General features: G+C 63.5%; 17 protein-coding genes and 2 pseudogenes. 7 read left to right on the top strand and 12 right to left on the bottom strand.

Annotated elements, in window-relative coordinates:
• Positions 1 to 163: 163 nt before the first annotated feature.
• Positions 164 to 940: an SDR family NAD(P)-dependent oxidoreductase gene (locus H7A69_RS14335; RefSeq protein ID WP_182047600.1), complete on the bottom strand. Its 777-nt coding sequence runs from the start codon at positions 938 to 940 to the stop codon at positions 164 to 166.
• A gap of 75 nt (positions 941 to 1,015) precedes the next feature.
• Between H7A69_RS14335 and H7A69_RS14330 the strand changes: the two genes are divergently transcribed.
• Positions 1,016 to 1,630 carry a TetR/AcrR family transcriptional regulator gene (locus H7A69_RS14330; protein WP_182047599.1) on the top strand — a complete coding sequence of 205 codons (615 nt, stop codon included), beginning with the start codon at positions 1,016 to 1,018 and terminating at the stop codon, positions 1,628 to 1,630.
• 54 nt (positions 1,631 to 1,684) lie between these two features.
• Here the strand turns inward: H7A69_RS14330 and H7A69_RS17540 are convergent, their stop codons facing one another.
• Both H7A69_RS17540 and H7A69_RS17675 read right to left on the bottom strand, forming a co-directional pair.
• The gene (locus H7A69_RS17540) at positions 1,685 to 1,969 is read right to left on the bottom strand and encodes an Lrp/AsnC family transcriptional regulator (protein ID WP_259346244.1); all 285 of its coding nucleotides are present in this window, start codon (positions 1,967 to 1,969) and stop codon (positions 1,685 to 1,687) included.
• A 110-nt stretch (positions 1,970 to 2,079) separates the two neighbouring features.
• Positions 2,080 to 2,190, bottom strand: a pseudogene (locus tag H7A69_RS17675) (hypothetical protein); the annotation flags it as partial.
• 396 nt (positions 2,191 to 2,586) lie between these two features.
• On the opposite strand from H7A69_RS17675, the gene H7A69_RS14320 reads away from it, so the two are divergent.
• Positions 2,587 to 3,387 (top strand): Ig domain-containing protein, encoded by an 801-nt coding sequence (locus H7A69_RS14320; protein ID WP_182047598.1) that lies wholly within the window; start codon positions 2,587 to 2,589, stop codon positions 3,385 to 3,387.
• Positions 3,388 to 3,986: 599 nt separating this feature from the next.
• Here the strand turns inward: H7A69_RS14320 and H7A69_RS14315 are convergent.
• The 3 genes from H7A69_RS14315 to H7A69_RS14305 all read right to left on the bottom strand — a co-directional run bounded on the left by H7A69_RS14315 (position 3,987) and on the right by H7A69_RS14305 (position 8,729).
• Complete coding sequence (locus H7A69_RS14315; RefSeq protein WP_182047597.1) at positions 3,987 to 5,900, bottom strand: fibronectin type III domain-containing protein; 1,914 nt, start codon at positions 5,898 to 5,900, stop codon at positions 3,987 to 3,989.
• 1,459 nt (positions 5,901 to 7,359) lie between these two features.
• On the bottom strand, positions 7,360 to 8,028 hold the full coding sequence (locus H7A69_RS14310) for an amidase domain-containing protein (RefSeq protein WP_182047596.1): 669 nt from the start codon (positions 8,026 to 8,028) through the stop codon (positions 7,360 to 7,362).
• On the bottom strand, positions 8,028 to 8,729 hold the full coding sequence (locus tag H7A69_RS14305; RefSeq protein ID WP_182047595.1) for a hypothetical protein: 702 nt from the start codon (positions 8,727 to 8,729) through the stop codon (positions 8,028 to 8,030). The genes H7A69_RS14310 and H7A69_RS14305 overlap by 1 nt, the downstream gene beginning before the upstream one ends.
• A 286-nt stretch (positions 8,730 to 9,015) precedes the next feature.
• Between H7A69_RS14305 and H7A69_RS14300 the strand changes: the two genes are divergently transcribed.
• The 3 genes from H7A69_RS14300 to H7A69_RS14290 are packed head-to-tail and all read left to right on the top strand — an operon-like array spanning position 9,016 to position 10,746.
• Positions 9,016 to 9,552: a recombinase family protein gene (locus H7A69_RS14300; protein ID WP_182047594.1), complete on the top strand. Its 537-nt coding sequence runs from the start codon at positions 9,016 to 9,018 to the stop codon at positions 9,550 to 9,552.
• Positions 9,553 to 9,578: 26 nt separating this feature from the next.
• A complete protein-coding gene (locus H7A69_RS14295) occupies positions 9,579 to 10,064 on the top strand; it encodes a hypothetical protein (protein ID WP_182047593.1) in 486 nt (161 codons plus the stop codon).
• Positions 10,065 to 10,101: 37 nt separating this feature from the next.
• Positions 10,102 to 10,746, top strand: coding sequence for a hypothetical protein (locus H7A69_RS14290; RefSeq protein WP_182047592.1), 645 nt, complete (start codon positions 10,102 to 10,104; stop codon positions 10,744 to 10,746).
• Positions 10,747 to 10,767: 21 nt separating this feature from the next.
• Here the strand turns inward: H7A69_RS14290 and H7A69_RS14285 are convergent, their stop codons facing one another.
• Positions 10,768 to 11,490 carry a hypothetical protein gene (locus H7A69_RS14285; protein ID WP_182047591.1) on the bottom strand — a complete coding sequence of 241 codons (723 nt, stop codon included), beginning with the start codon at positions 11,488 to 11,490 and terminating at the stop codon, positions 10,768 to 10,770.
• Between the two features lie 1,104 nt (positions 11,491 to 12,594).
• On the opposite strand from H7A69_RS14285, the gene H7A69_RS14280 reads away from it, so the two are divergent.
• On the top strand, positions 12,595 to 15,807 hold the full coding sequence (locus tag H7A69_RS14280; RefSeq protein ID WP_182047590.1) for an RHS repeat domain-containing protein: 3,213 nt from the start codon (positions 12,595 to 12,597) through the stop codon (positions 15,805 to 15,807).
• 630 nt (positions 15,808 to 16,437) lie between these two features.
• Here the strand turns inward: H7A69_RS14280 and H7A69_RS14275 are convergent.
• The 4 genes from H7A69_RS14275 to H7A69_RS14260 form a co-directional block, all read right to left on the bottom strand.
• A complete protein-coding gene (locus tag H7A69_RS14275) occupies positions 16,438 to 16,704 on the bottom strand; it encodes a hypothetical protein (protein ID WP_259346243.1) in 267 nt (88 codons plus the stop codon).
• A gap of 367 nt (positions 16,705 to 17,071) precedes the next feature.
• The gene (locus H7A69_RS14270; RefSeq protein WP_182047589.1) at positions 17,072 to 17,278 is read right to left on the bottom strand and encodes a hypothetical protein; all 207 of its coding nucleotides are present in this window, start codon (positions 17,276 to 17,278) and stop codon (positions 17,072 to 17,074) included.
• Between the two features lie 228 nt (positions 17,279 to 17,506).
• Positions 17,507 to 17,896 (bottom strand): ASCH domain-containing protein, encoded by a 390-nt coding sequence (locus H7A69_RS14265; RefSeq protein ID WP_220456268.1) that lies wholly within the window; start codon positions 17,894 to 17,896, stop codon positions 17,507 to 17,509.
• Positions 17,897 to 17,901: 5 nt separating this feature from the next.
• Positions 17,902 to 19,428, bottom strand: a complete 1,527-nt coding sequence (locus H7A69_RS14260; protein ID WP_182047587.1) for a GNAT family N-acetyltransferase — start codon at positions 19,426 to 19,428, stop codon at positions 17,902 to 17,904.
• A 233-nt stretch (positions 19,429 to 19,661) separates the two neighbouring features.
• Here H7A69_RS14260 and H7A69_RS14255 point away from each other — a divergent pair, with 233 nt between their 5' ends.
• Positions 19,662 to 20,258 carry a recombinase family protein gene (locus tag H7A69_RS14255; protein ID WP_182047586.1) on the top strand — a complete coding sequence of 199 codons (597 nt, stop codon included), beginning with the start codon at positions 19,662 to 19,664 and terminating at the stop codon, positions 20,256 to 20,258.
• A 12-nt stretch (positions 20,259 to 20,270) separates the two neighbouring features.
• On the opposite strand, the pseudogene H7A69_RS17535 reads toward H7A69_RS14255, so the two are convergent.
• Positions 20,271 to 20,388, bottom strand: a pseudogene (locus tag H7A69_RS17535) (IS30 family transposase); the annotation flags it as partial.

Below are 20,388 nucleotides of genomic sequence, written 5' to 3'. Positions count from 1 at the left end.
AGGCCTGCTCATGCCCCGTCCGAGTAGCTCCCAGAACCGCGCCTCCCGGGCACGGTGCTCCAGCCTCGATCCCATCTGCAACACTCCGATTCACGGTGGTGTTGCAACGACCAGCTGAACCCAAGGATCACCCACCGGACTCCAAGCGCTACGCGGTCGGCCCCTATGTCGCTGTTGAGGTCGCGAGAATCAACCGGAGCCGTGACGGCAGGACGCTTACGAGCCGTCGAATGCGACGGTTCGCTGCTCCTGAGACCAGACTGGCGGGGGAACGGCGCTTGTCGAGAGCTGCGATGGCCTCAGCTACGACCTGTTGCGGCGTTTGAAAATGCGCTCCGTCGGTGCTGGTGCCCGATGTTGCGAAGAACTCCGTCGCGGTGGGGCCAGGCGACACGACCATGACTCGCACCGGCGAGTCTCGCACCTCGTACGCGAGAGCTTCGGTGAACCGGATGACGAAGGACTTCGCCGCAGCGTAGACAGCCATCATCGGGACGGCCATATACCCGGTCAGGCTTCCGACGTTCACTATCGCGCCACGACCAGACGCCAAGACGTCCGGTAGGAACAACCTTGTCACAGCGAGAACGGCGCCGATGTCGAGATCCACCTGCATGTCGATCTCCGCCTGTGTCGTCTCGGCGAAAGCTTTCGTCAGCCCCGCGCCGGCGCAGTTGATCAACGTGTCGATCTTCCACCCCGCCTCCTCCACCGCGACGCGCAGCCGCGCGGCCGCGCCCGGCTGCGCCAAATCGAGCGGGACGACGAGCGAGGACCCGCCCGTCTCCTGTTCCAGCTCAAGCGCGAGGTCCTCAAGCAGCCCCACCCTCCTTCCGACGAGGACGACGCCAGCACCGCGGAGACTGAGCTGGCGTGCGAACTCAGCCCCGATCCCTGACGTCGCACCGGTAACGATGGCGGTGGTGCCCGTGAAATCCATGCTGCCTCCTGCGGAAGTGATTGCCTCTAACATGGACAGCGTAAGCCATATTGTGAGACGGACTAACATCGGAGCATGAGTGCACGTGATCGGTACCACCACGGTGACCTCCGCAACGCTCTGCTTGTCGCCGCGAAGGAACTGATCCGTGAGCGCGGAACACGTGGCTTCTCCGTTGCCGAGGCGGCGCGCCGTGCTGGCGTCTCCATCAGCGCCCCATACCGACACTTCGCGGACCGCGACGAGATGCTGGCAGCGGTCGCCACAGCCGCGTTCACGGAACTCAACGACACGTTCGCTCAGTTGCCGCCCGCTGACAGCCTCAGCGAGCTGGCCGGTCAGATCGCGGGAGAGTACGTCAAGTTCGCGGACGCGGACCACGCGCGTTTTCAAGCGATGTTCGCCAGCGGCATCGACAAGCGTGAGCACGACGCGCTCCTCGATGAGGCGACCCGAGTTCAAGCGATGCTCGAAGAGGCGTTGGCGCCGCACGTGCCCAGCCCGGAAATCACAGCCCGCGCCGCGGAACTATGGACGCTCGCCCACGGAGTAGCGTCACTCTCAATCTCGGGAAGCCTGGCGCATGCTACGCCGGAGCACCAACACCTCGTGATCCGCTTGGCGCGCACCTGGGCGGCGGGCGTGACGATCTCGCAATCACAACCGAATACCGCCGCCCCCAGCGCCTGAGGCGAAGTCCTTCACCCCGAGAACCGTTCGTTAGCCGATCCCCTTCCGGACGCGTCAGATTTCCGGGTCCAGGTGCGGTGTGAGGGGCTTGTCGGGGTAGTCGCGCAGCACGAGCGCGGTGCTGACGGGTCCGAATCGGGCGAGTGAGTCGACCACCTGTTCGAGCCGCCCGGCGTCGCTGCAGTGGACGTCGAGAACGAGGCAGTCCTCGCCGGTCACGCGACGGGTGGAGGTGACCTCGTCGGTTCGCGCTGCGAGTTGAAGTGCTGCGCCGAGGTGCGCGTGAGTCGTACGGAGGCGGACGACTGCGTGGATGTTGAGGCCGACGGCGGCCGGCACGACGATGGCACGGTACCCCGTGATGACGCCCTGCCGCTCGAGGCGGAGGATCCGAGCACTGGCCGCGGGCTGCGACAACCCATCTCCGCGCCGCTGAGTCTGCCATCGGTCTGCAGGAGGGCAAGGATCTTCCGATCGATGTCGTCGAGCGGTTCCACCGTGTACTGCGCCTTCCGGTTCGTGATCACTCGCAGACGGTCCGTCCCTGCGATGCCCTCCATCATGCTGGCTCCCGTGAGCTCCACCGACTGGCGACGGCGACTGAACGAGTCTTCGCTCCCTTGAGATATCCACTCGAGGGTGGGCTTGCGCGCCTAGTGTTGTCCATACGAGAACACTGATAGGTTGAGGCAACCGGACAGATTGGGTAACCCGTGAAATCATCCCGTAGCCGTTTGCTCGCTGGTGGCCTCGTTCTCGGATTGACCGCTGGGATCGCAGCGCTCGGAACCAGCACCGCTGTTGCAGCACCGGCTGGCCAAGAAGTCGTCACTCAGTCGCCCACACAGACGCTGTCAGACGGCACGGTGGTGACATCGACATTCGGTCCAGGAGCCGGGGCCTACTCGGGTGAGGGCGACGCGTACTTTTACACCGCTGGCCCGGCGGACTCGTCAGTGACCTGGACCTTCAGCCGCCCCGTGCGGTCGCTCGTCGCGTACTACGTCAACGTCAATAGTGGTGATACCGAGCTATTCAGCACCGACCGCGGCCCCGTGAATCTCGCACTGGTCGCCGCCGGTGGAAATAGGGCCAGTGCAGAAGGGTACAACGTGCCTTCGCAACCGGAGGGTACCTATAGCGGCAACGTCGTTGATTGTGAAAGTACGAACGGCGCATGCTCCGGATCAATCATCCTCAGCTTCCCGGAGGGTATCTCATCGCTAACAGCCAGCAGCAGCGGCACGCCCGAAGCAGGCTATAACGACGTTGGCGTCGGCTTCGATCTCGCCAACGAACCACCCGCGGCGACGGGTCCGGCGATTACTACTACTTCGGTTCCGGATGCCACGGTCGGGTCAACGTATCGCGCTGTGGTTGCAGCTACTGGAACCGGTCCGATTCGCTATACCGTCACCAGCGGCACTCTCCCGGCAGGGCTGAGCCTGGACGCTGTATCTGGTGTGATATCGGGTACGCCGACAACGGCTGGGCGGTCGACGTTCACCATTACCGCGACGAATAGTGCCGGTAGTGACGAGCACGAGTTCGTTCTGACGACCGCTGCCGCTGCGGCGACGGTTCCGGTTTCCTCTCTTCCCAATGCAACACCTACAGGTACGCTCGCCTACACCGGCGTCGATACGTCATCCCTCGTGGTCGGCATTGGCAGCGCCTGTGCATTGATCCTGGCGGGCCTCGTCATGCAAAGCGTGACGAAGCGCCGGCGGCAAGTTCAAAATGGGAAGAGCAATTGACAAGAAAATAGCCGGGTGATCCGTTTGGGAGTGATCCTCCTTGCGATAGGATTTTTCGCTACCTCGCGGTCGACCGTCCATCGTCGGTCGCACCGTTGATGATGTCGTCAAGGATGCTCACTCGCCTAAAGAATCCCGGAGGGCGTCGGCGCGTGCGGGGCGCCAAGCTAGCGGTGAGTCGGGGGCCCACTTAAGGACCTCGTCCTCGATTCGTGACGAGAACGACGGCACACCAGCGGCGCAGGGGACGTCGTCGTGCCATAACAGCTAGTCGACGCTGTCCTCGTTCATCAGCCGATAGCGCATGTCCGAAGGGTCTCGCTGGAGGCGAGGCAACGTCCGATACCGGCTACTCCGCTCGATGACCGGCGTTGCGCTCTGGTCGGCTCCCGCGCTCCTGAAGACGTTCGCTGCAGCCGTCAAGCTGCCGACGCTACGACCGCCGAACGGCTTGGGCAAAACGCTGTCCGCGGACCGCTCCACTGCGCCATCTCACGAGGGAACATCTGAGGCGTAGAAGTGGCCCGCACGCGAATGCGTGCGGGCCACTGTTGTCGGTCGATGTCGGTCAGGAGTCGACCTGTCTGGTGTGGGGGTGTCTAGCCGTTGTTGCGGCGTCGACGTCGTCCGACCAGTGCAACGATGCTGCCGAGCATGAGCAACAGGGCCGCAATTGCTCCGGCGCTAGTTAGGCCCTCGCTACCGGTGAAGGCGAGTGCCTTCACAGTTGGAGGCGTGGCGGCACTCGTTCCAGTTCCAGTCCCATTGTCGGTCGGAGTCGGAGTCGGAGTCGGAGTCGGGGTGGCGGTCGGTGCGGTGGCAGAGGCGGCGAGTGTGACAGGCACGATGACTTCGCCGCCCGTGGTTCCATCGGCCAGGGTCAGCGTGGCCACGAGCTCGTGCGCCCCGGCGGCGACGCCGGTCGGGATGTTGCCCTGGGCGGTTACTGAGCCGTCCGCTTCGACCTCTGCGGACGCGAGGACGACTGGAGTGGAGTGCAGTGTCACGGTCACCGTGGCACTGGCCGGCAGCTGGCCCTGCGCCGCGGCGATCGCGTCGCCGACCTTCACGGTCGCATCTTCCGTGAGGGGCTGGTCGTTGACGGTGAGTGTCGGCGCGAACAGGTACGGCGTTGCCGTCGTTGCCGTCGACGCAGCGCTCGCGCCAACGGCGTTCGCTGCGATGACGCGGAACGAGTAGGCCGTCCCGTTTGTCAGGTCCGTGAGTGTTGTGGATGTGTCGGTCGTGGTTGCGACGGTGTTCCAGTCGGTACCGGTGGACTGCTGCACCGTGTAGGACGTGATCGCGGATCCGCCGGTCTCAGCGGGAGCGGCCCACTGCAGTGCAACGGTTCGGTCAGTGGCAACTGCGGTCACGTCTGTGGGTGCGGCGGGGACGCCGGCGGGTGTTGCGGTGACAGCGTCCGTGAAGGCGCCGGTTCCAGCGTCGTTGACTGCTGCGACTCGGAACGCGTACTGCGACCCGTTGGACAGGCCGGTGACCGTCGCCGTTGTCCCGGGCACCGTTGCTGCGGTGGTCCAGGCCTCTTCGCCGGCGGCGCGCTGCTGCACCACGTACGACGACACCGGGGCACCGCCGTCGTCAGCGGGTGCCGCCCAGGACAGATCGGCCTGCCCGTCGTTGGCAACTACTTGAAGCTGCTGCGGTGCAGACGGCACGTGCGCAACATAGGTGTAGGCGCCGGTGAGTGTTGCTGTTCCGCCGGGGGTGGTCACTGCGATATCCGCAGCACCGGCCTGGCCTGCTGGGACGGTCGCGGTGATCTCCGTGTCCGAGACCACCTGCACATCGGCTGCAGCAGCCCCGCCGATGGTGACGGCGGTGACTCCGGACAGGTACTGCCCGGAGATAGCCACGGTCGAGCCGCCGGCCACGTCCCCGCTCGTCGGCGTGACCGCTGAGAGCGTCGGGGCGAGCTCGGTGTACTCGGCAGTGAACATGGCGTCTTGCGTCGTCCGGACGGACCAGGTGTTCGAGGTCGCACCGTCGAACGACGTCGTGTTCAAAAACACCAGGCTGCCGCCGGCGACCGTGTCGCCTGTGGACGGCCACTGCGATGTCGCGCCCGCGTTAGGCTGCGTATCCTTCAGGACGGTCGCGAACAGCACGTACTGGTTGCCGCGCGTCAGTGCTGCGTCGGCGCCAGGGAACGACACCGTGTGCGTGGCCGAGTCACCCGCGATTGTTACCGGGGCGCTTTCGAACAGTGCGGACCCTGTCGCTTTCGTGCCGTCCCATGCGTACACCTCGCCGCGGACCACCATCGATGCCGACGCTGTGATCTGGAACGAGAACGCGGTCAACGCGTTCGCATCCGCCGGCGCCGTAATCGTCTGCCCGTAGATCTGCGTTCCACCCGGACCAAACGGCTGCAACGCCCCTGTCGCTGGCCCCGGGTTGCTGATCGTCGCGGCTTCCGCCACCGACGCACCCCCGACCACCATTGCCAACGCCGTCATTAGGCCTGCGGCCCCCAACACGATCCTTCTCACCAACGCGCTCCTTCAGCACTCAACGAGGCGCTTGCCGCCCATTTACAGAAAACTTAGAGCACTGCATAGACCGGCGGAGTGACTCATCCACTTCCCACCCCCACATTGGGTCCCCGTGTTACGAACCGGACTGCGGGACGGGCTCCGCCACGTGATCGCCCGACGCTTCCATCACCAACGCACCCGCAGCACCCTTCCCCTCGAGCAGCTCGTCGCCATCCTCGACAGCACCACCCCGATCGGGACCCTCCAACTCGGCGCTCTCACCGGCAGCGACCCCGGCGCGCGGACCGACCTGCTCAGCGCCGGCGTTGCCGAGGCTATCCACGCCCACGAAGGGGCATCGCGGAGAGGTCGTACCCGCACCGGTAGGTGAGCGTCGCATGCGACGTCACCACGAGACGTGGCGCGGCGAAAAGGACGATACGGAGCGAAGCGGCTCACAGCTTGCGCCGCGGGCGTCGCCGTGGGTGTCTCGGAAATCGATCCTCTACCGGACGCCTGTCGTGAACACGATGCGACCCGTCGTAGCAGCAACGATGGCCCATCGGGCCTCAACCTCACGCAAGGGTGCATCCTCAGCGTCGACGGTCACCGTGCGGTCCGCAATTGCCGAGACGATGCCGGGCAGCTCCGAGACGAGCGCGGCACGTCCCACGGAGCCCTGCCCGCTGCCGACGATGCTCAGCCCAGATGCACGGGAGGGCTACCGCTCGCCCCCTCCGGCTCCATTGATCACGTCCGGCGATGTCTCGATAGCCACAGTGCAGCGATTCACTCCCACACAACGACAATCGCGATAGCGATGACGCTGGCCTTCCGCGTACGTATGCGACACGCCCCGATCCGCCGACCGGGTAAGTTCAGCCTACCGGTGCCTACCGGTGCCTACCGGTGCCTACCGGTGCCTACCGGTGCCTACGGTGCGGACCGCGCGACGCCTGCGGCGCTGCAGACGACTGAGCCGAAGGTCGCCCATAGCGATTGTCTTACGGGCAGCAGATTACGACGAAGAGAGCCAATGTCCATGGTGAATATGCAAGACCGAACAACACGAGCAGGCGTAGCTCAAATTTCAGCGGTTGGTCTTGCTGCGATATGCATTCCTGCTATTTTTGCTCAGGGCTCCCTGGAGAGGGGCAACGACATTGTCTTTAGACTTTCTGGCACCGTTCCCGTACTGCCTGCTTCAGTGATAGCGCTTGCAACCATCGCTCTCGCCACAAGCTTCATCCGGGGCCGAGTCTCCGCCACATCAGCGACTATCATGCTAATCGCGCTTTCGGTCTTTACGTCCGCGTTTGTAGATGTACACACCCAGGCCTGGCTATTAGGCTGGAACAATTGGGGGCCCCACGAGACGTCTCCATGGTGGAGCAACACCGATGCGACATGGTTCACCACGAATAATGGATGAACGGCGGTGAGGATGATTTGCATCCTCACCGCCGTTCAGTGATCACCAGTTATCGTTTAGGTGAATGATGACCGTCTTCATCTTTTTCTTGATCTTGGCGTCCTTCTCATTCTGGTAGCCCCAGTTCCATGGGGATCCATTGCGGTCCTTGGAGTGCTGAGCGATGAAGTCGCCCTTGCCGTTTGTGATCGATCGATAGTTTCTTCCGGTTTTCGAGTCTTTGTAATCCGCGAAGGCCCCGTAGCCTGTTTCCATTGAAAGATGGCTCCAACCCTCGCCCCGTCCCCAGTCGTATAGGTAGAGATCGCCTGCACGTGCGTTCGTGTAGGCCGAACCCATGTCGACCTTCCAGGTTTCGGAGCGGCTTTTCTGCCCGAGGAATTCTTTGAGCTTCGGCACCTGAACGAAGCTGTTCGAGTAGTTCGGCTTCGTAAGCCAATACCAGATTGCCGGACCGGTCTGACTGTTCTGTTTTCCTCCTGCGCGGAGGGCCTGCGAGACGAAGTTTGTGCAATCCGCCGTACCCATGTTGTTGTAGGCCGAGTTGCGGCAAGCTTCCTTCTCGTTGCATGAGTACTGTTTTGCGTACGCCACAGCAGCGGAGCGATTGTAGTTTGTTGCCGCGGATGCTGGCATTGCCACAGCAACGCCGAGAAATAGGGCGAGGACTACGGTCAGTAGTTGGAGTGCCCGAGTAGCAATCTTACGCATCAGCCCTGAACTCCGTCGACTGGGACGGCCCTGTAGCCGACAAGGTGATAGTGGCCTTCGTTCGCCGCGTGATTGAAGGACAGTCTCCATTGAGCATCCGCATCATCCACCCAAGTTCCGTCTGGATTCTTGTAGCTCTGGTGGCCGATGAGGGTAGCGGACCCGGTGTTGTAGTTCCACTGGATCCCCTGCCAGGTCGTCACGACGAACTTATTATCAGTGAATAGCCAGTTCTCGTCGGGAGTGGTGATAGCTTGGCGAAGTCCGTCGTTGTAGGTAGTCAGCATTGAGTCCACCTGTGTCGCCGTGTAGTTGTAAGCGATCAACTTCTTGCGGGACGCCACCGCACTGTCACTGAAAGCACCTGCCAACTGGTCGTCCTGACTTGCTCCAAGCAAATTCACGTCGAGCCGCCCAGCAGCCACGCTTCCTGTCATCATCTCGGTGATTGCATACTGCTGATCCAAGAGGTTGAGCTGATTGGGGTTTGACTGGTTTGATGCAGCTGGCGCCAAGGGGGAGGTATCACTAGCAACGTCCGTCGAAACGTCTGTTGGTTCGGGCGCTGATTCGAGCGCGGTCTGCTTTCCAGGATCGTCGACGATGTCCGTATCGGCGTCGTCCGCGTGAGCGACGACCACCGCCCCGGCGCCGATGAGAAATGCCGTAACAGCAGCAGTAAGAAACATCTTGTTCTTCATAGACCCCAACTTCATTTAAGAACTCACGTTCGAATCTGAGAGTGCCCTATGAACAATGCTCAGCGCTGCCCCCTATTAGGGTGTCGAGGATAGTTCGGGGATGGAACGAAAGTCTCCGCGTCAACTGCATAACCTGCGGAACGAACCATGCAGTTGAGGTACACCCCAACTGGACGTCAAGCTCGGTGCTCAGCCCGCGTCCGAATAGGGTCCAGTTCGGCCTTCTCTGACACAGCCGCCCGGTGGTCTTAGACTCCAACCTGACAGATAAGGGTCGGAGGATTTGGTGTCGGGTCAGCGGGTCGGGTACGTGCGCGTGAGCACGTTGGATCAGAGCACGGTGCGCCAGCTCGACGGCATCGCGCTGGACCGGGTGTTCGAGGACAAGGCATCCGGGAAGGACGTCGACCGTCCGCAGCTCGAAGCGATGATCGGTTTTGTCCGCGACGGGGACACGGTGCTGGTGCACTCCATGGATCGGCTCGCCCGGAACCTTGAAGATCTCCGCCGGCTCGTGCGCCGACTCACGGACAAGCAGGTCCGCGTCGAGTTCGTCAAGGAGCAGTTGACCTTCACCGGGGAGGACAGCGCGATGGCGAACCTGCTACTGAACATGATGGGCGCGTTCGCGGAGTTCGAACGCGAACTCATCCGCGAACGCCAACGAGAAGGAATCGCGCTGGCGAAGCAGCGCGGCGTGTACCGCGGCCGCACTCGGTCCCTGACGCCGATTCAGGTAGCGGACCTTCGTGAGCAGGCTGCTGCTGGCGTGCCGAAGACGGTGTTGGCGAAAGAGTTTGGGGTTAGTCGCGAAACCGTGTAGGCCTACCTCCGTGCCGCGGCCGGGAAGTGACGGAGATGGGAAATCTCATTGCCGCTCTTGCTCTCTGCGTCAGCGGCTTTGCGGCTGCCTGGGTAATACTGCAGGACCTCGGTAAGTTCCGGCAACTTGAGCGCTATGGCAATGCCTTGCAGGCTGCGACGATCGGTAGTCTCGAACGCGATGCCCTCCAATCGGTGTTCGATCGGCTCGCGCTACCGCTTGCCCTCGGAGCACTTGCAGCACCAAGGCGAAAGCTGCGCGGCTGGGCTTGGGTCTTGCTGTCCACTGGCGTAGTAGCCGAAACGCTGTGGATCATGTTGATCATCGTTGGGGAGCGCGGCGCTCTGTCGTGGTGGGTGTACGGCGTGGGGCTCGCGTTGCTGCTGATCGGCAGTGGGTTGCGCGGTATCTGGCGGGAGCTGCGGCTGCGGGAAATGCGAGCAGAGATGAACGGTCGACGCGTGGCACTCGACGAGCGCACTCGGACTGGGGCTATCACTTCGGGGAGATGAGCCGCCAAGCTGGACCTTCTAGATCGAGAGGGTGGACGTGCAAGAGGGCATCGAGTACGAACTGAACAAGCGCTACTTCCGAGGCCCAGGGTGCGCGCTCTTCCTCGCCATCGGCCTTGGGCTCCTCGGCATCATCACGCTCGGCGGATCCTGGCAAACCGCGCTTGTCTTCATCGGGCTCGCAGTGATTGCAGGAGTCGTGCACTTCAAGATGCGGTCGAGCAATCCGCGATCCGTTGACGCTTCGCTCGCGGCCGTGACGCAGCACGTGCGGGATACCGCTGCATCTCGCATCGGCGTATTCCCGCATGCCGCACCGCCACTCGAGGTCATCGGCTTCATCCGAACCAGAAGCACCGCTGGTCCGATCGTGCAGGTCAAGGAGGAGGGCGGGCGTACCCGAACGAACTGGGTTGGCGGGTTCGTGGCGTACTTCAGTGAGCAGCAAGTCCATATCTTCACGACCGAGACCTGCATCACAGACCGAGCGCAGGCAGAGAAGACGGTCGAGTTCTTCTACGCGGACGTGGTGTCACTGTCCACGGAGAGCGATCAGCGTGGAAGCCGGTTGTCGCTCACTGTGCAGGACGGGAGCCGATATGACGCCCCAATCAAAGACGTCGCGGCGATCGATAGCGAACTCGCAGCCGCGCGCGAACTCATTCGTCGGCGCCGCACGTGAGCAACGATGCCATCAGCGTCCTCACCGAGTGGTTTCCCCGAGGTGATGAGCGATGGCGCGAAGACCAAAGTTGATGTTCTTTAGGTGAGTCAGAGGGTCATCCGAGTTTCCTTGATTGGTTGAGCCAGTCCATGCCTCAGGCGTGATCTTGGGCCACAAGGTGAAGTCGTAACGATGCTTTGTGACGTACTCCTGCGCTCCGGGCTGGCCATCTACGTCGCGGCTGTAGGTCGCCTGGAGCTCGCCGGTTACCGGAGCACCCATCGCTCCCGGCTTGTCACTACGGTCGCCCGAGCTCTCGGGAAGGTGCCAAAAAAGGCGCATCCTGGCACCGGGTGCAAGCTCGAACGGTGTGCTGAAGAAGTCACGCAGCTGCGGTCCAATGCGGGTGTCATCGTCGGACAGCCCGAACTCGGAGTTCAGCAGTTCGAACCGAACATTGGTAGCAGCAGTCGCCCCCGTGTTGGTGATGACCAGGTCCAGCGCACCGTGGCTCGCGATGCTAGGGACAATGTTCATCGCTACGTACGGGCGCGTCCGGTCCTCGCTGTCTTGCGCAGCTTGCGCGGAGGCGCGCCGAAGCTGCTCGGCCGTGAGTCGCACCTGGTTATAGGTGAAGAGGATCGCGACGATGGCAACCAGAACTCCCGCCGCGGTGGCAAGTGCTCCGATCCACGTCGGCAGCAAAGTTGCATCGGGCGGGACCGGCGCCTGCGTGGCAGCGGCAAGGGCGAAGAATCTCATGGTCCGCAAAATATTTGACTCCTCCGACAGCAGCCCGCCCGAGCTGGACCGGCAAGAGAGCGTGACAAGAAGTGAGCAGGTCAGCGTGACAAGTCACAACTTGTGCTACCCAGTGTCCATGCGGGGTCGGCCGATTACGCGACCAGTACCGCTACGCGACCGGCTATCGGACGCCGTCGAGACAGAGCACAGTGGGCACATGTCCTGGCTCGCGGCTCAGATCTTCCGGCGGTACCAAGACCGTCGCGCACGCCAGCGTCTCGCTCGGAGTTCAACCGCACCTCCGGCGCTTCACCCAGCCCTGGGGCTCGGTGGCCGCTCGATCGAACTATCGATCGCGTCAGATGTGATTCCTGACACTGGCGCGTTCGAACTAGCCGCCGAGCAGCTACACGTTCACATAGAGCTGCAAGACCACAACGGTGGCGACCTCCTGCGATCTGCACAGTGGCTTCGCGACCTTTGGCCCCTCGACGCATCAGTGCCGGCTCTCGCTCGCCTTGATGACGACCTCGAGGAGCTTGGTCGACGTGAGGTAGACGGGTTCCGGTGACCGATGGCCTGATGAGACGGTTCGGGCATCTCAGAATCACGTCGGACGTGCCGTCGCCGCGGATGGCTTGCTCGCGGTGCGGGCACCGCGCCGGTGGCACGCGGAGGACGCGACCTGTAGTCACAAACGATTGTTTCTGCGGGTGCGCAGCTTCGGTCCGTGTCGATGTTTTCGCTGGGCTCTGCGTGGGGGGTCAGTCGGTGTCGGTGTCGGTGCCGCGGGTGAGGGTGCTACCGACTGCTTCGACAACGTCGTCGGTGGTGACGTCGAGCTCTGCGTCAAAGAGCCGCGCACATGTGGGCTAGCCGGAACACGTCGGCACCCCCGTTTGGGGGTCTGCCGCGACGCGTCCCTGGCGCTAGTTTTCGACCACCCCTCAAGTGCACCAATGGCGTTGTTGCTCGTGGTGGGGCGTTTGACGCATCTCAATCGGCGGCCGACTCGGCGCCGGGCTCCATCACTGCTGCACTCCGTCGAACACAGGGGAACCCTTGCTTGCTCAACCACGCCGTCGCGCGTCTGGACAGTCTTTTTTCATTAGAACGGCCATCGTGGGGGTGGTCAGCCTCGCGCTCGTGGGAGGTGTGACACAGGTCGCGCACGCAGCGATCCCGACTGGCCCGACGACCACTGGGCTGACGGGGTCGCGTCCGTCAGCCACGACGCTGCCGTTCGCGGTCTCCGACCAGGTCGGGGTGGCGGTCGACGTCGCCACCGGCAACCTCGAGGTCACCACCGCGGGACTGTCGCTTCCCGGTGTGACCGGCACGAACGCGATCACGGGAACTTACAACTCGCTGGGATGGCAAAGCGCCACCACGACGGGCGCGCTCGCGAACCGGTGGTCCACCGGCATCGCTGGCGCAGGTGTGTTCGCGTCGGGTGCTTCCGGAGCTGTCGTCTACACGGACGCTGACGGTGCGACGTGGACGTTCACGCCGGCCTCGACCGCTGGCACGTTCACCGCGCCAGCGGGCTTTAACCGGGTGCTGAAGTCCTCCGGAACGTCAACGCCGACCTACACGCTGTCCGACCCGGCAACCGGGCAGGTCATCACCTCTGACGTCGACGGCATGCCGGTCTCGGTGAAGGACCGCAACAGCAACACGGTCGCGATCACCAACACCTCGGACGTGCCGACGTCGGTCGTCAGCACCGCCGGCACGACGGCAGCACGGACAGCGACTGCCGCGTACTCGAGCTCGACGCGGACCTACACGGTGACGCAGGGCAGCGGATCGGCAGCGCGCTCGGTGAAGTGGGTCAGCGACGCCAACGGCAACCTGACCTCCTACGTCGACGGGGCAGGCAAGACGACCACGTTCTCCTACTCGGGCACTGACCTGACCCAGGTCACCGGTCCGACCGGAGCGACGACAACGGTCAGCTACTCCGGAACCACGCACAAAGTGTCGCAAGTGGTGCAATCCAACAGCACCTCCGGAGCTGCAGGAGCGTCCACGACCCGGCTGAGCTACACGTCTACGACGTCCACGCTCGTGGCGTCCCCGAACACGGACCCCGGCACTTCAGTTGCTTCGGTGCCGCACACGACATACACGATCGACGCATCGAAGAAGCTGGTGACCGGCGCCACTGACGCCGCCGGGCGGGTGCGGTCGAAGACGTACAACGGCGCGAACCTGCAGCCGTCGACCTCGACCACAGGGTCCGGGTCCTCCGCGTCGACCACCACCGCGACGTACGGGGCGAACAGCAGCCAGTCGCTGACGAAGGTCGCTTCAAGCGGCGGAGCATCCCAGTCCATCGGCTACAACGCATCCCCGGCGGCGACGGCCTACTCGCCAGCGTCGACCACGGACGATGCCGGCAACGCGTCGAGCCTGACGTATGACGGTGTCGGCAACCAGCTCACCAGCTCCAGCGGCTCCGGCGCGACCGCCGCGACGTCGACGCTGACATACACGGCGGGGCAGGTTGCCACCGCAACCGCTCCGGGTAACGGCACGAACAAGACCACCTACGCCTACACGAACAAGCAACTCACCGGGGTCACCCCTGTCACGATCACTCCGACCAGCGGCTCGGCCGCGCTCGGGGCACGTGCCTACTCCTACGACACGTTCGGCCGGATCTCGTCCGCGTCCGACGGTGCCGGCCGCACCACCTCGTACACGTACGACGGCGACGACCGCGTCCTGACGACGTCGTTCTCGGACTCCACCCCGACCGTGACCAACACGTACGACGCTGCGGGGCATCTGCTGACCCAGGTGTCGGGATCGGGGACGGTGACGAACACCTACGACGAGCTCGGCAACCTCCTCACCACCGGGAACACGGCGAACCCCTCGGGAATCAGTACCAGCACCTACGGGTACGACAAGGCCGGGAACCAGACCTCGTACACGGACCAGGACGGCACCGTCACCTCCGCGTACGACGACTCCGGCGTGCTGACCTCCACCACGACGCCGGCACCGGACAAGCCGTCCCAGACAACCAACTTCATCACCGACGGCAACGGCCGCCGCACCGACACCTACGTCGACTCGAACACCGACAACAGCAGCTGGGCCAGCCACACCCGCACCGACTACGACACCAGCGGCCGCATCCAGGAGATCCAGGGCTGGCTCGGACAGAGCCGCTACTACGACCTCTACTACTGCTACAACGCCGGCAGCACCTCACCCAACTGCGGCACCACACCCACGAACGACCGCTCCAAGATCCAGTGGGTAACCGACAACGTCTCCGGACAGAGCACCGCCTACACCTACGACACCCGCGGCCGGATCACGAAGAGCGTCACCACGGGTACCGGAGCAGCAACCCCTGGCACGTGGGACTTCGGCTACGACATCCGCGGCAACCGCACCAGCGCCAAGTTCACCAAGGGCAACGGCGACGTCACCACCAACCAGACGCTCACCTACAACGCCGCGAACCAGATCACCACCGCCGGGTACGCATACGACGGCGCCGGCAACCTCACCGCCGCCCCGACCGCCACGTTCACCTACAACGGCGCCGAGCAGATGACGAAGGCGGTGCAGAACGGATCGACCGTCACCAACTACACCTACGCCGGCGCCGACCAGAAGTCGCTGCTGTCGCTCTCGACCCCTGGTGGGGACACCCGGACGTACCAGTATGGACGAGCCGACCAGAACGGGAACCCGACACTGACCAGCGTCACCCGTAACGGCAATCGCGCCAACATCGTCAACGACGCCAAGACCGGACAACCGATCGCTTTGTCCAGCCCATCCGGAGTGCTCGGCCAGTACCAATACGACGGCTCCGGCAACATCTGGGGCACCCTCGTCGACAACCCGGCAGCGTTCGACAAGAGCTACGACCCCTACGGCACCGACACCATCGCCTACGACGGCGGTGGCGACGGACTCCCCTCCAACCCCTTCGGCTTCAAGGCCGGGACCGAGGACACCCACACCGGGCTCGTGAAGTTCGGGCTCCGCTGGTACAACCCCTACCTCGGCTCCTGGACGCAGCAGGACACCCTCGACAGCCCCCTCGACCCCAGCAACGGCAACCGCTACGCGTACGCAGCAGGAGACCCCATCAACGGAAGTGACCCTACGGGTCAGATCGGGAAGGCCGCTGCCTGTAGCGGGCTGGGCTGGATCGAAGCGATCTATTCCTTTGTTGGAGGGGTGGGCGCTGTCGCCGCCGTTGTGGCGCCCCCGCCAGTCGACGCATTCGGTGCAGGCCTCGCGGCCGGGTCAGCGCTATCAGTAGGTTCCGCGGTACTAGGCAAGAAGATTATTAGCTGCTGAGAGGTCACCATGGATGTTATCGACGGTCTCATAGTTATATTTGCCCTAGTCGTTGCGATAACGGCTATTGTGGTAGTTCGCAACAAACGGTCTGCCGCAGCGCGGTCAGGCGCTCTCCACTTCTCCATCGGGCTGCTCCTGACAGCGGCAACAGGACTAGTTATTTGCGGCGTGATACTTGCCGCGACTAACGCGCGCTGACGTCCATCGCGTACCTGTCACGCGTTTTTCGCTATCACGTTCACGAAAGCGTTTTGGTGCTGGAGCTAGTTCCGAGTGAACAAAGAAGGCGCGCAGGGCAACTTGCCCTGCGCGCCTTCTCGCTGGCTTGACTAGACGAGGATCAGTTCCCGAACCTCCTTCCGGTCGGCGTCGACCGTCTGGACCTTTCTACCTTCGTGGACCTCGTCTTCGATGTACTTCGCGATTGGCAGCGGCAGGATTCATCCACGGAGGAGTTGGTGGGCTCATCGGAGGGTCAACTCCATCCCGCCCTGGTTGGTCAACGTCTTTGCAGTCGCGACCCTCAGTGTGACCGTCGTCTCGATCCTTCGTCGCAAGCGCTGACGGGCCATACGGGACGCGTTGCTGCGCCGTCCGCTTGCCGATCGGCTAACGAGGCGGGTCTAGCTAGTCACGCAGGTAGCCCGTGACTGGATCTACCTCAAGAAGGAAGCCGCGGATCTGTGAGATGACGTCTTCCTCTGTGAGCAGCGCCGCTAGCGCCGCTGAACGCTCCGCAACGCTGCCACCACCTGCCAGAGTCCCGCCGAACCCGTAGTTACGGTTCGGTCCGGACAACCACGTCAGCTGGTACGACGGGCCGTCGATCGTCAGGCGGAAAGACTCCCCGTCCACGACGAGTTCCCGCTCCGTTCTCGAGTTGTCCTTAGTCATCAGGGGATCCCTTCGCTCGAGCCTGAGGCTACGGCTTAGCGTCGCGGCGACGCGCGAGCTCGGCTTCCCCGCCCGGTCAACCATCGGCTACCGGACGGTGGCGCGGGCGCGAGAAGTAGCCGAAGGAAGCGGGCTGGACGAGGGATATCCTCGGCGGGTTGCGATCGATCGGAGCCTCGTGTTCACCTCTACCCCTCTCTATCTGGCGGTGATGAACCCTGGCGGGAGCATCCCGTTTCCAGTTTGGATCGTCATTGTCCTGGCGCTCGTGGCGGTAGGAGGTGTCCTCGCCTTCACACGAGGACGACGGAAGTGACGTCGATGGCCTGGCTCCAGCCGGCGCCATGCGAGGCAAATAGCTCCATGCTCACTCGAACCCCTGCCCGGGCGTGGCGAAGATCCCGAGGAGCACCCCGGTGGCGGCAAGCACCCATCCGCTGATGATGATCGGGAACCACGGGAGCTTTTTCCGGTAAAGCTTGCCTGTTCGGCGGTAGTCGACAAGGTAGTAAACGATGCCGCTCGCGAACGGCAGGGCGCCGATGATGAACAGGGTGATGGCGAGAGAGCGCATGCTCCCGATCCTGCCAACGCGGTCGGGTCTTCGCCGCTCGGGTCCGCGGCGTGGACAAGACATCGCGGCACGACTGTCTCATTAGCCGGTCACTCCGCGAACGCTGGCGGCGACGACCGCCAGCGGCTCGCCGAATGTCTCATTGACCGATCCCTGGCCTAAGGTGCCGCCGCTCAACCGAGGAATCGTCTGGGATTCGTCAGTGTCCGAGGCAGGTGGATCGAGCGCTCAGCCTGCGGTTGCGAGCTCGCGTGCTTCGGCAGGCAAGTACGCGAAGGACTGTGGCACCGCTGGCCGGGGCTCGAACTCACCAAGCGTGAGCGGAGTAGCGAAACGCTCAGCTGAGGCCACCACGATGGCGACTGCCGTCGGCGCGTTGCCGTAGTAGGCGAAGAACGCCTCTTCCTCGATCACGCCGAGGTGCCCGAACTGCTCCCAGATGCGAGCCGGGGTGTCGGTGACCATGTCACTAACGGTGAACTGTCCGATCACCTGACTGCTCGGGGCGGTCGCGTAGATGAGTACTGTGCGGATGTCGTCGGCCAGGCGTCGCTTGCGGAACTCGACCTGCTTGCGGCCGTCCACGATCGCTTCAGCCCATCGCTCGTGGATCGACATCAGGGCTACGCGCTCAGCTGGTTTTGCACCCATTCGATCCCTCCCGGATCCCGTACACGCACGACCGACTGCGGCCAGGACGTTACGACCTTACGTTCCACCAACTCTGTCAACGACCAAGGGGGCTCGATGAAGCGGTCGTGTCGAAACAGAATCGTCAGGACTGCCTTGCCATCCTGATGCATCCCGGCGACATCGGACGCTGAGTAGACCGTCCGCTTGAACGACAGCTCGATCGTCTCCATCGGGTCCTCGGAACGATGGGAACGCTCAGCGACCCCGACAGCCACGATTGCGCCGTCGCCGCGCACTCCGCCCTGGCTGCGGTAGAACAGCAGCGTCGACCCTGCCGGGATCTCCTTCGTGGGACTACGGCAGAGGTACGCCTTCCTAATCGCGTTGCCATGCGCCTTCGGGGTGGTGAAGGTGTCGGCAAGCATCGTGGCGCCCGTGGTGCCGACTACGGTTGCGTCGGGGAACAGGTCTTCGTACCACTGCGGGGTGATCGGGATCACAAAGATCGGATTGCCGCGCTGAACCGCGGGCGGGCCGTATCGGATATGGAAGTCCAAGCCGGACAACGTCGACGATGGTGGAGGGTCAAGCTCTTTAAGCCAGACTTGCTCGTCTGGATCGCCGTCCTTCACGGTGACGTTCTGGAACCCGAAGTCCACAAGGAACTCAGTGAGTCGTTCCTGGCGGCTGTTAACTTCCACGAACATGACCCCAGGGCGACCGGGCTCCTCTGCGGCCCACCGGAGCACGGCCTTCAACAGTAGTTCGCCGTACCGCTTGCCTCCGGCGGTGTCGCCCACCTTGAAAGTGGCGAGCTTGATCGCCGGCGCGCCCCGGTGCAATGGGTGCTCGTCTCGCATCTTCACGATCGCGAGTGCCTCGTACTGTCCTCCTTCCCCACGGATAACCCAAGCTCGGCGGCTGGTGGCTTCCTTCTTCACCTTCGTGATCCAGGAGTCGAACTTGGGGTGGTAGTCCGAGCGCAGACTGTCGAAGATCGGCTCCGCGGTATCGAGCTCGTAGGTCTGCAGGCGCTCAACCATCGGAGGTGGGGTAGGAGCCTCGGGGTGCCAAGCGGCGAGCTGGGCAGCTGCTTCACCCGATCGCAGGACTCGGTGTCCGAAGCCGAGTCGGGCGGCTCGTTTTCGGAGCCTGGCATCGTTGGTCACGAGGAAGTGCACTGCTTCCGCGTGAAGCGCGGCGAGTATGCGCGCGTCGCGTTGGTCGTTCGGGCCAGGATCCGACGGGAAGACTTCCCATACCTCGGGCGGAACGGGGAGCTCGGCCAACGCTGGGTACTTCTCGTAGGCTGCGAGGTTCTGCGCTCGTTGCGTGGATTCGCGTGTCTGTTCGAGATCCTCGCGAGTGGCCGGATGTACGAAGACGTGATGACCGTGCTGTGCAGCGAGGCGAAGGAAACTGTTGACGCCCGGCTGAGCCTCCTCGAGGTGGCCGTCGTAAGGCTCAGCTGCGATCACGACGTTGGAGTCGATCAGGAACGACATGTCGGTCTGCATGTGCCCCCTTCGTCGGAATCTGAGCATCGCACAAAGCTGGTTCGTGATGTCCGTGCGTCGCCTGGCGATTCTTCGCCCCAGCCGCGGCGTGCCGCAAACGACCGTTTGTGGCACGCACGGGGGACCTGAGCCGACGAGAGCTCCTCGAGCGGCGAGTCGTGTAGCGATACTCAATGCCGGTATCTATGCGTCGTTAACGGCCATATGCAACGAGTTCCGCTACGTTCTCGACTATGGGTGAGCTTCTCGGGTACGCGCGAGTGTCGACGACCGATCAAGATGCGTCGCTGCAGCTCGACGCGTTGAACGCGGCTGGTTGCTACCGGGTGTGGGTTGACACGATGTCCGGGTCGCTCGAGCACCGTCCCGAGCTGACGAAGCTGCTCGACCAGCTTCGCCCGGGCGACACACTGGTTGTCTGGCGTCTCGATCGTCTGGGCCGCTCGATCCGGCATCTCATTGATCAGCTACAGGCGTTGGGGGAGCGGGGCGTCGGCTTCCGGTCACTGCAGGAGACCATCGACACCACCTCGCCTGGCGGCCGGCTCGTGTTCCACGTCTTCGCGGCGTTAGCCGAGTTCGAACGGGACCTGATCCGCGAGCGCACCCACGCCGGCCTCGCGGCCGCGCGAGCACGCGGACGGACCGGCGGTCGACCCCCGCGGCTCTCGGCAGATCAGGTGCGAACTGCACGACGGCTCTACGAGCAGCAGGACATGACCGTCGCCCAGATCGGTGACGTCCTCGGGGTCAGTCGCACGACCGTATACCGGGCGCTCCGACGCGAAAGTGAACCTGTTGCTGGACGGCGCGGCAAGACGTCCGGTTGACGACCGGCGGTTTCAAGGGGTCGTTGCAACGGGTGGTTGTGTCGGGTCCGACAGTAGCTGTTCAAATGCCTCGGCTGGCGTGCGGTAGTCGAGGGTCTTGCGAGGCCGTCCGTTGAGTTCGGCGGCGACT

The sequence above is a fragment of the Curtobacterium sp. ME26 genome (assembly GCF_903970945.1).
In the GTDB taxonomy this organism is placed as follows: Bacteria; Actinomycetota; Actinomycetes; order Actinomycetales; family Microbacteriaceae; genus Curtobacterium; species Curtobacterium citri.
The sequence above is the reverse complement of the archived record's forward strand: the minus strand, read 5'-3'. Positions and strand labels throughout refer to the sequence as shown.

What these genes read in the sequence shown, in the direction of transcription:
- H7A69_RS14335 (WP_182047600.1), bottom strand. Translation starts at nt 940, where the DNA reads ATGGATTTCACGGGCACCACCGCCATCGTTACCGGTGCGACGTCAGGG.
- H7A69_RS14330 (WP_182047599.1), top strand. Translation starts at nt 1,016, where the DNA reads ATGAGTGCACGTGATCGGTACCACCACGGTGACCTCCGCAACGCTCTG.
- H7A69_RS14310 (WP_182047596.1), bottom strand. Translation starts at nt 8,028, where the DNA reads ATGCGTAAGATTGCTACTCGGGCACTCCAACTACTGACCGTAGTCCTC.
- H7A69_RS14305 (WP_182047595.1), bottom strand. Translation starts at nt 8,729, where the DNA reads ATGAAGAACAAGATGTTTCTTACTGCTGCTGTTACGGCATTTCTCATC.
- H7A69_RS14285 (WP_182047591.1), bottom strand. Translation starts at nt 11,490, where the DNA reads ATGAGATTCTTCGCCCTTGCCGCTGCCACGCAGGCGCCGGTCCCGCCC.
- H7A69_RS14275 (WP_259346243.1), bottom strand. Translation starts at nt 16,704, where the DNA reads ATGACTAAGGACAACTCGAGAACGGAGCGGGAACTCGTCGTGGACGGG.
- H7A69_RS14270 (WP_182047589.1), bottom strand. Translation starts at nt 17,278, where the DNA reads ATGCGCTCTCTCGCCATCACCCTGTTCATCATCGGCGCCCTGCCGTTC.
- H7A69_RS14265 (WP_220456268.1), bottom strand. Translation starts at nt 17,896, where the DNA reads ATGTCGATCCACGAGCGATGGGCTGAAGCGATCGTGGACGGCCGCAAG.
- H7A69_RS14260 (WP_182047587.1), bottom strand. Translation starts at nt 19,428, where the DNA reads ATGCAGACCGACATGTCGTTCCTGATCGACTCCAACGTCGTGATCGCA.
- H7A69_RS14255 (WP_182047586.1), top strand. Translation starts at nt 19,662, where the DNA reads ATGGGTGAGCTTCTCGGGTACGCGCGAGTGTCGACGACCGATCAAGAT.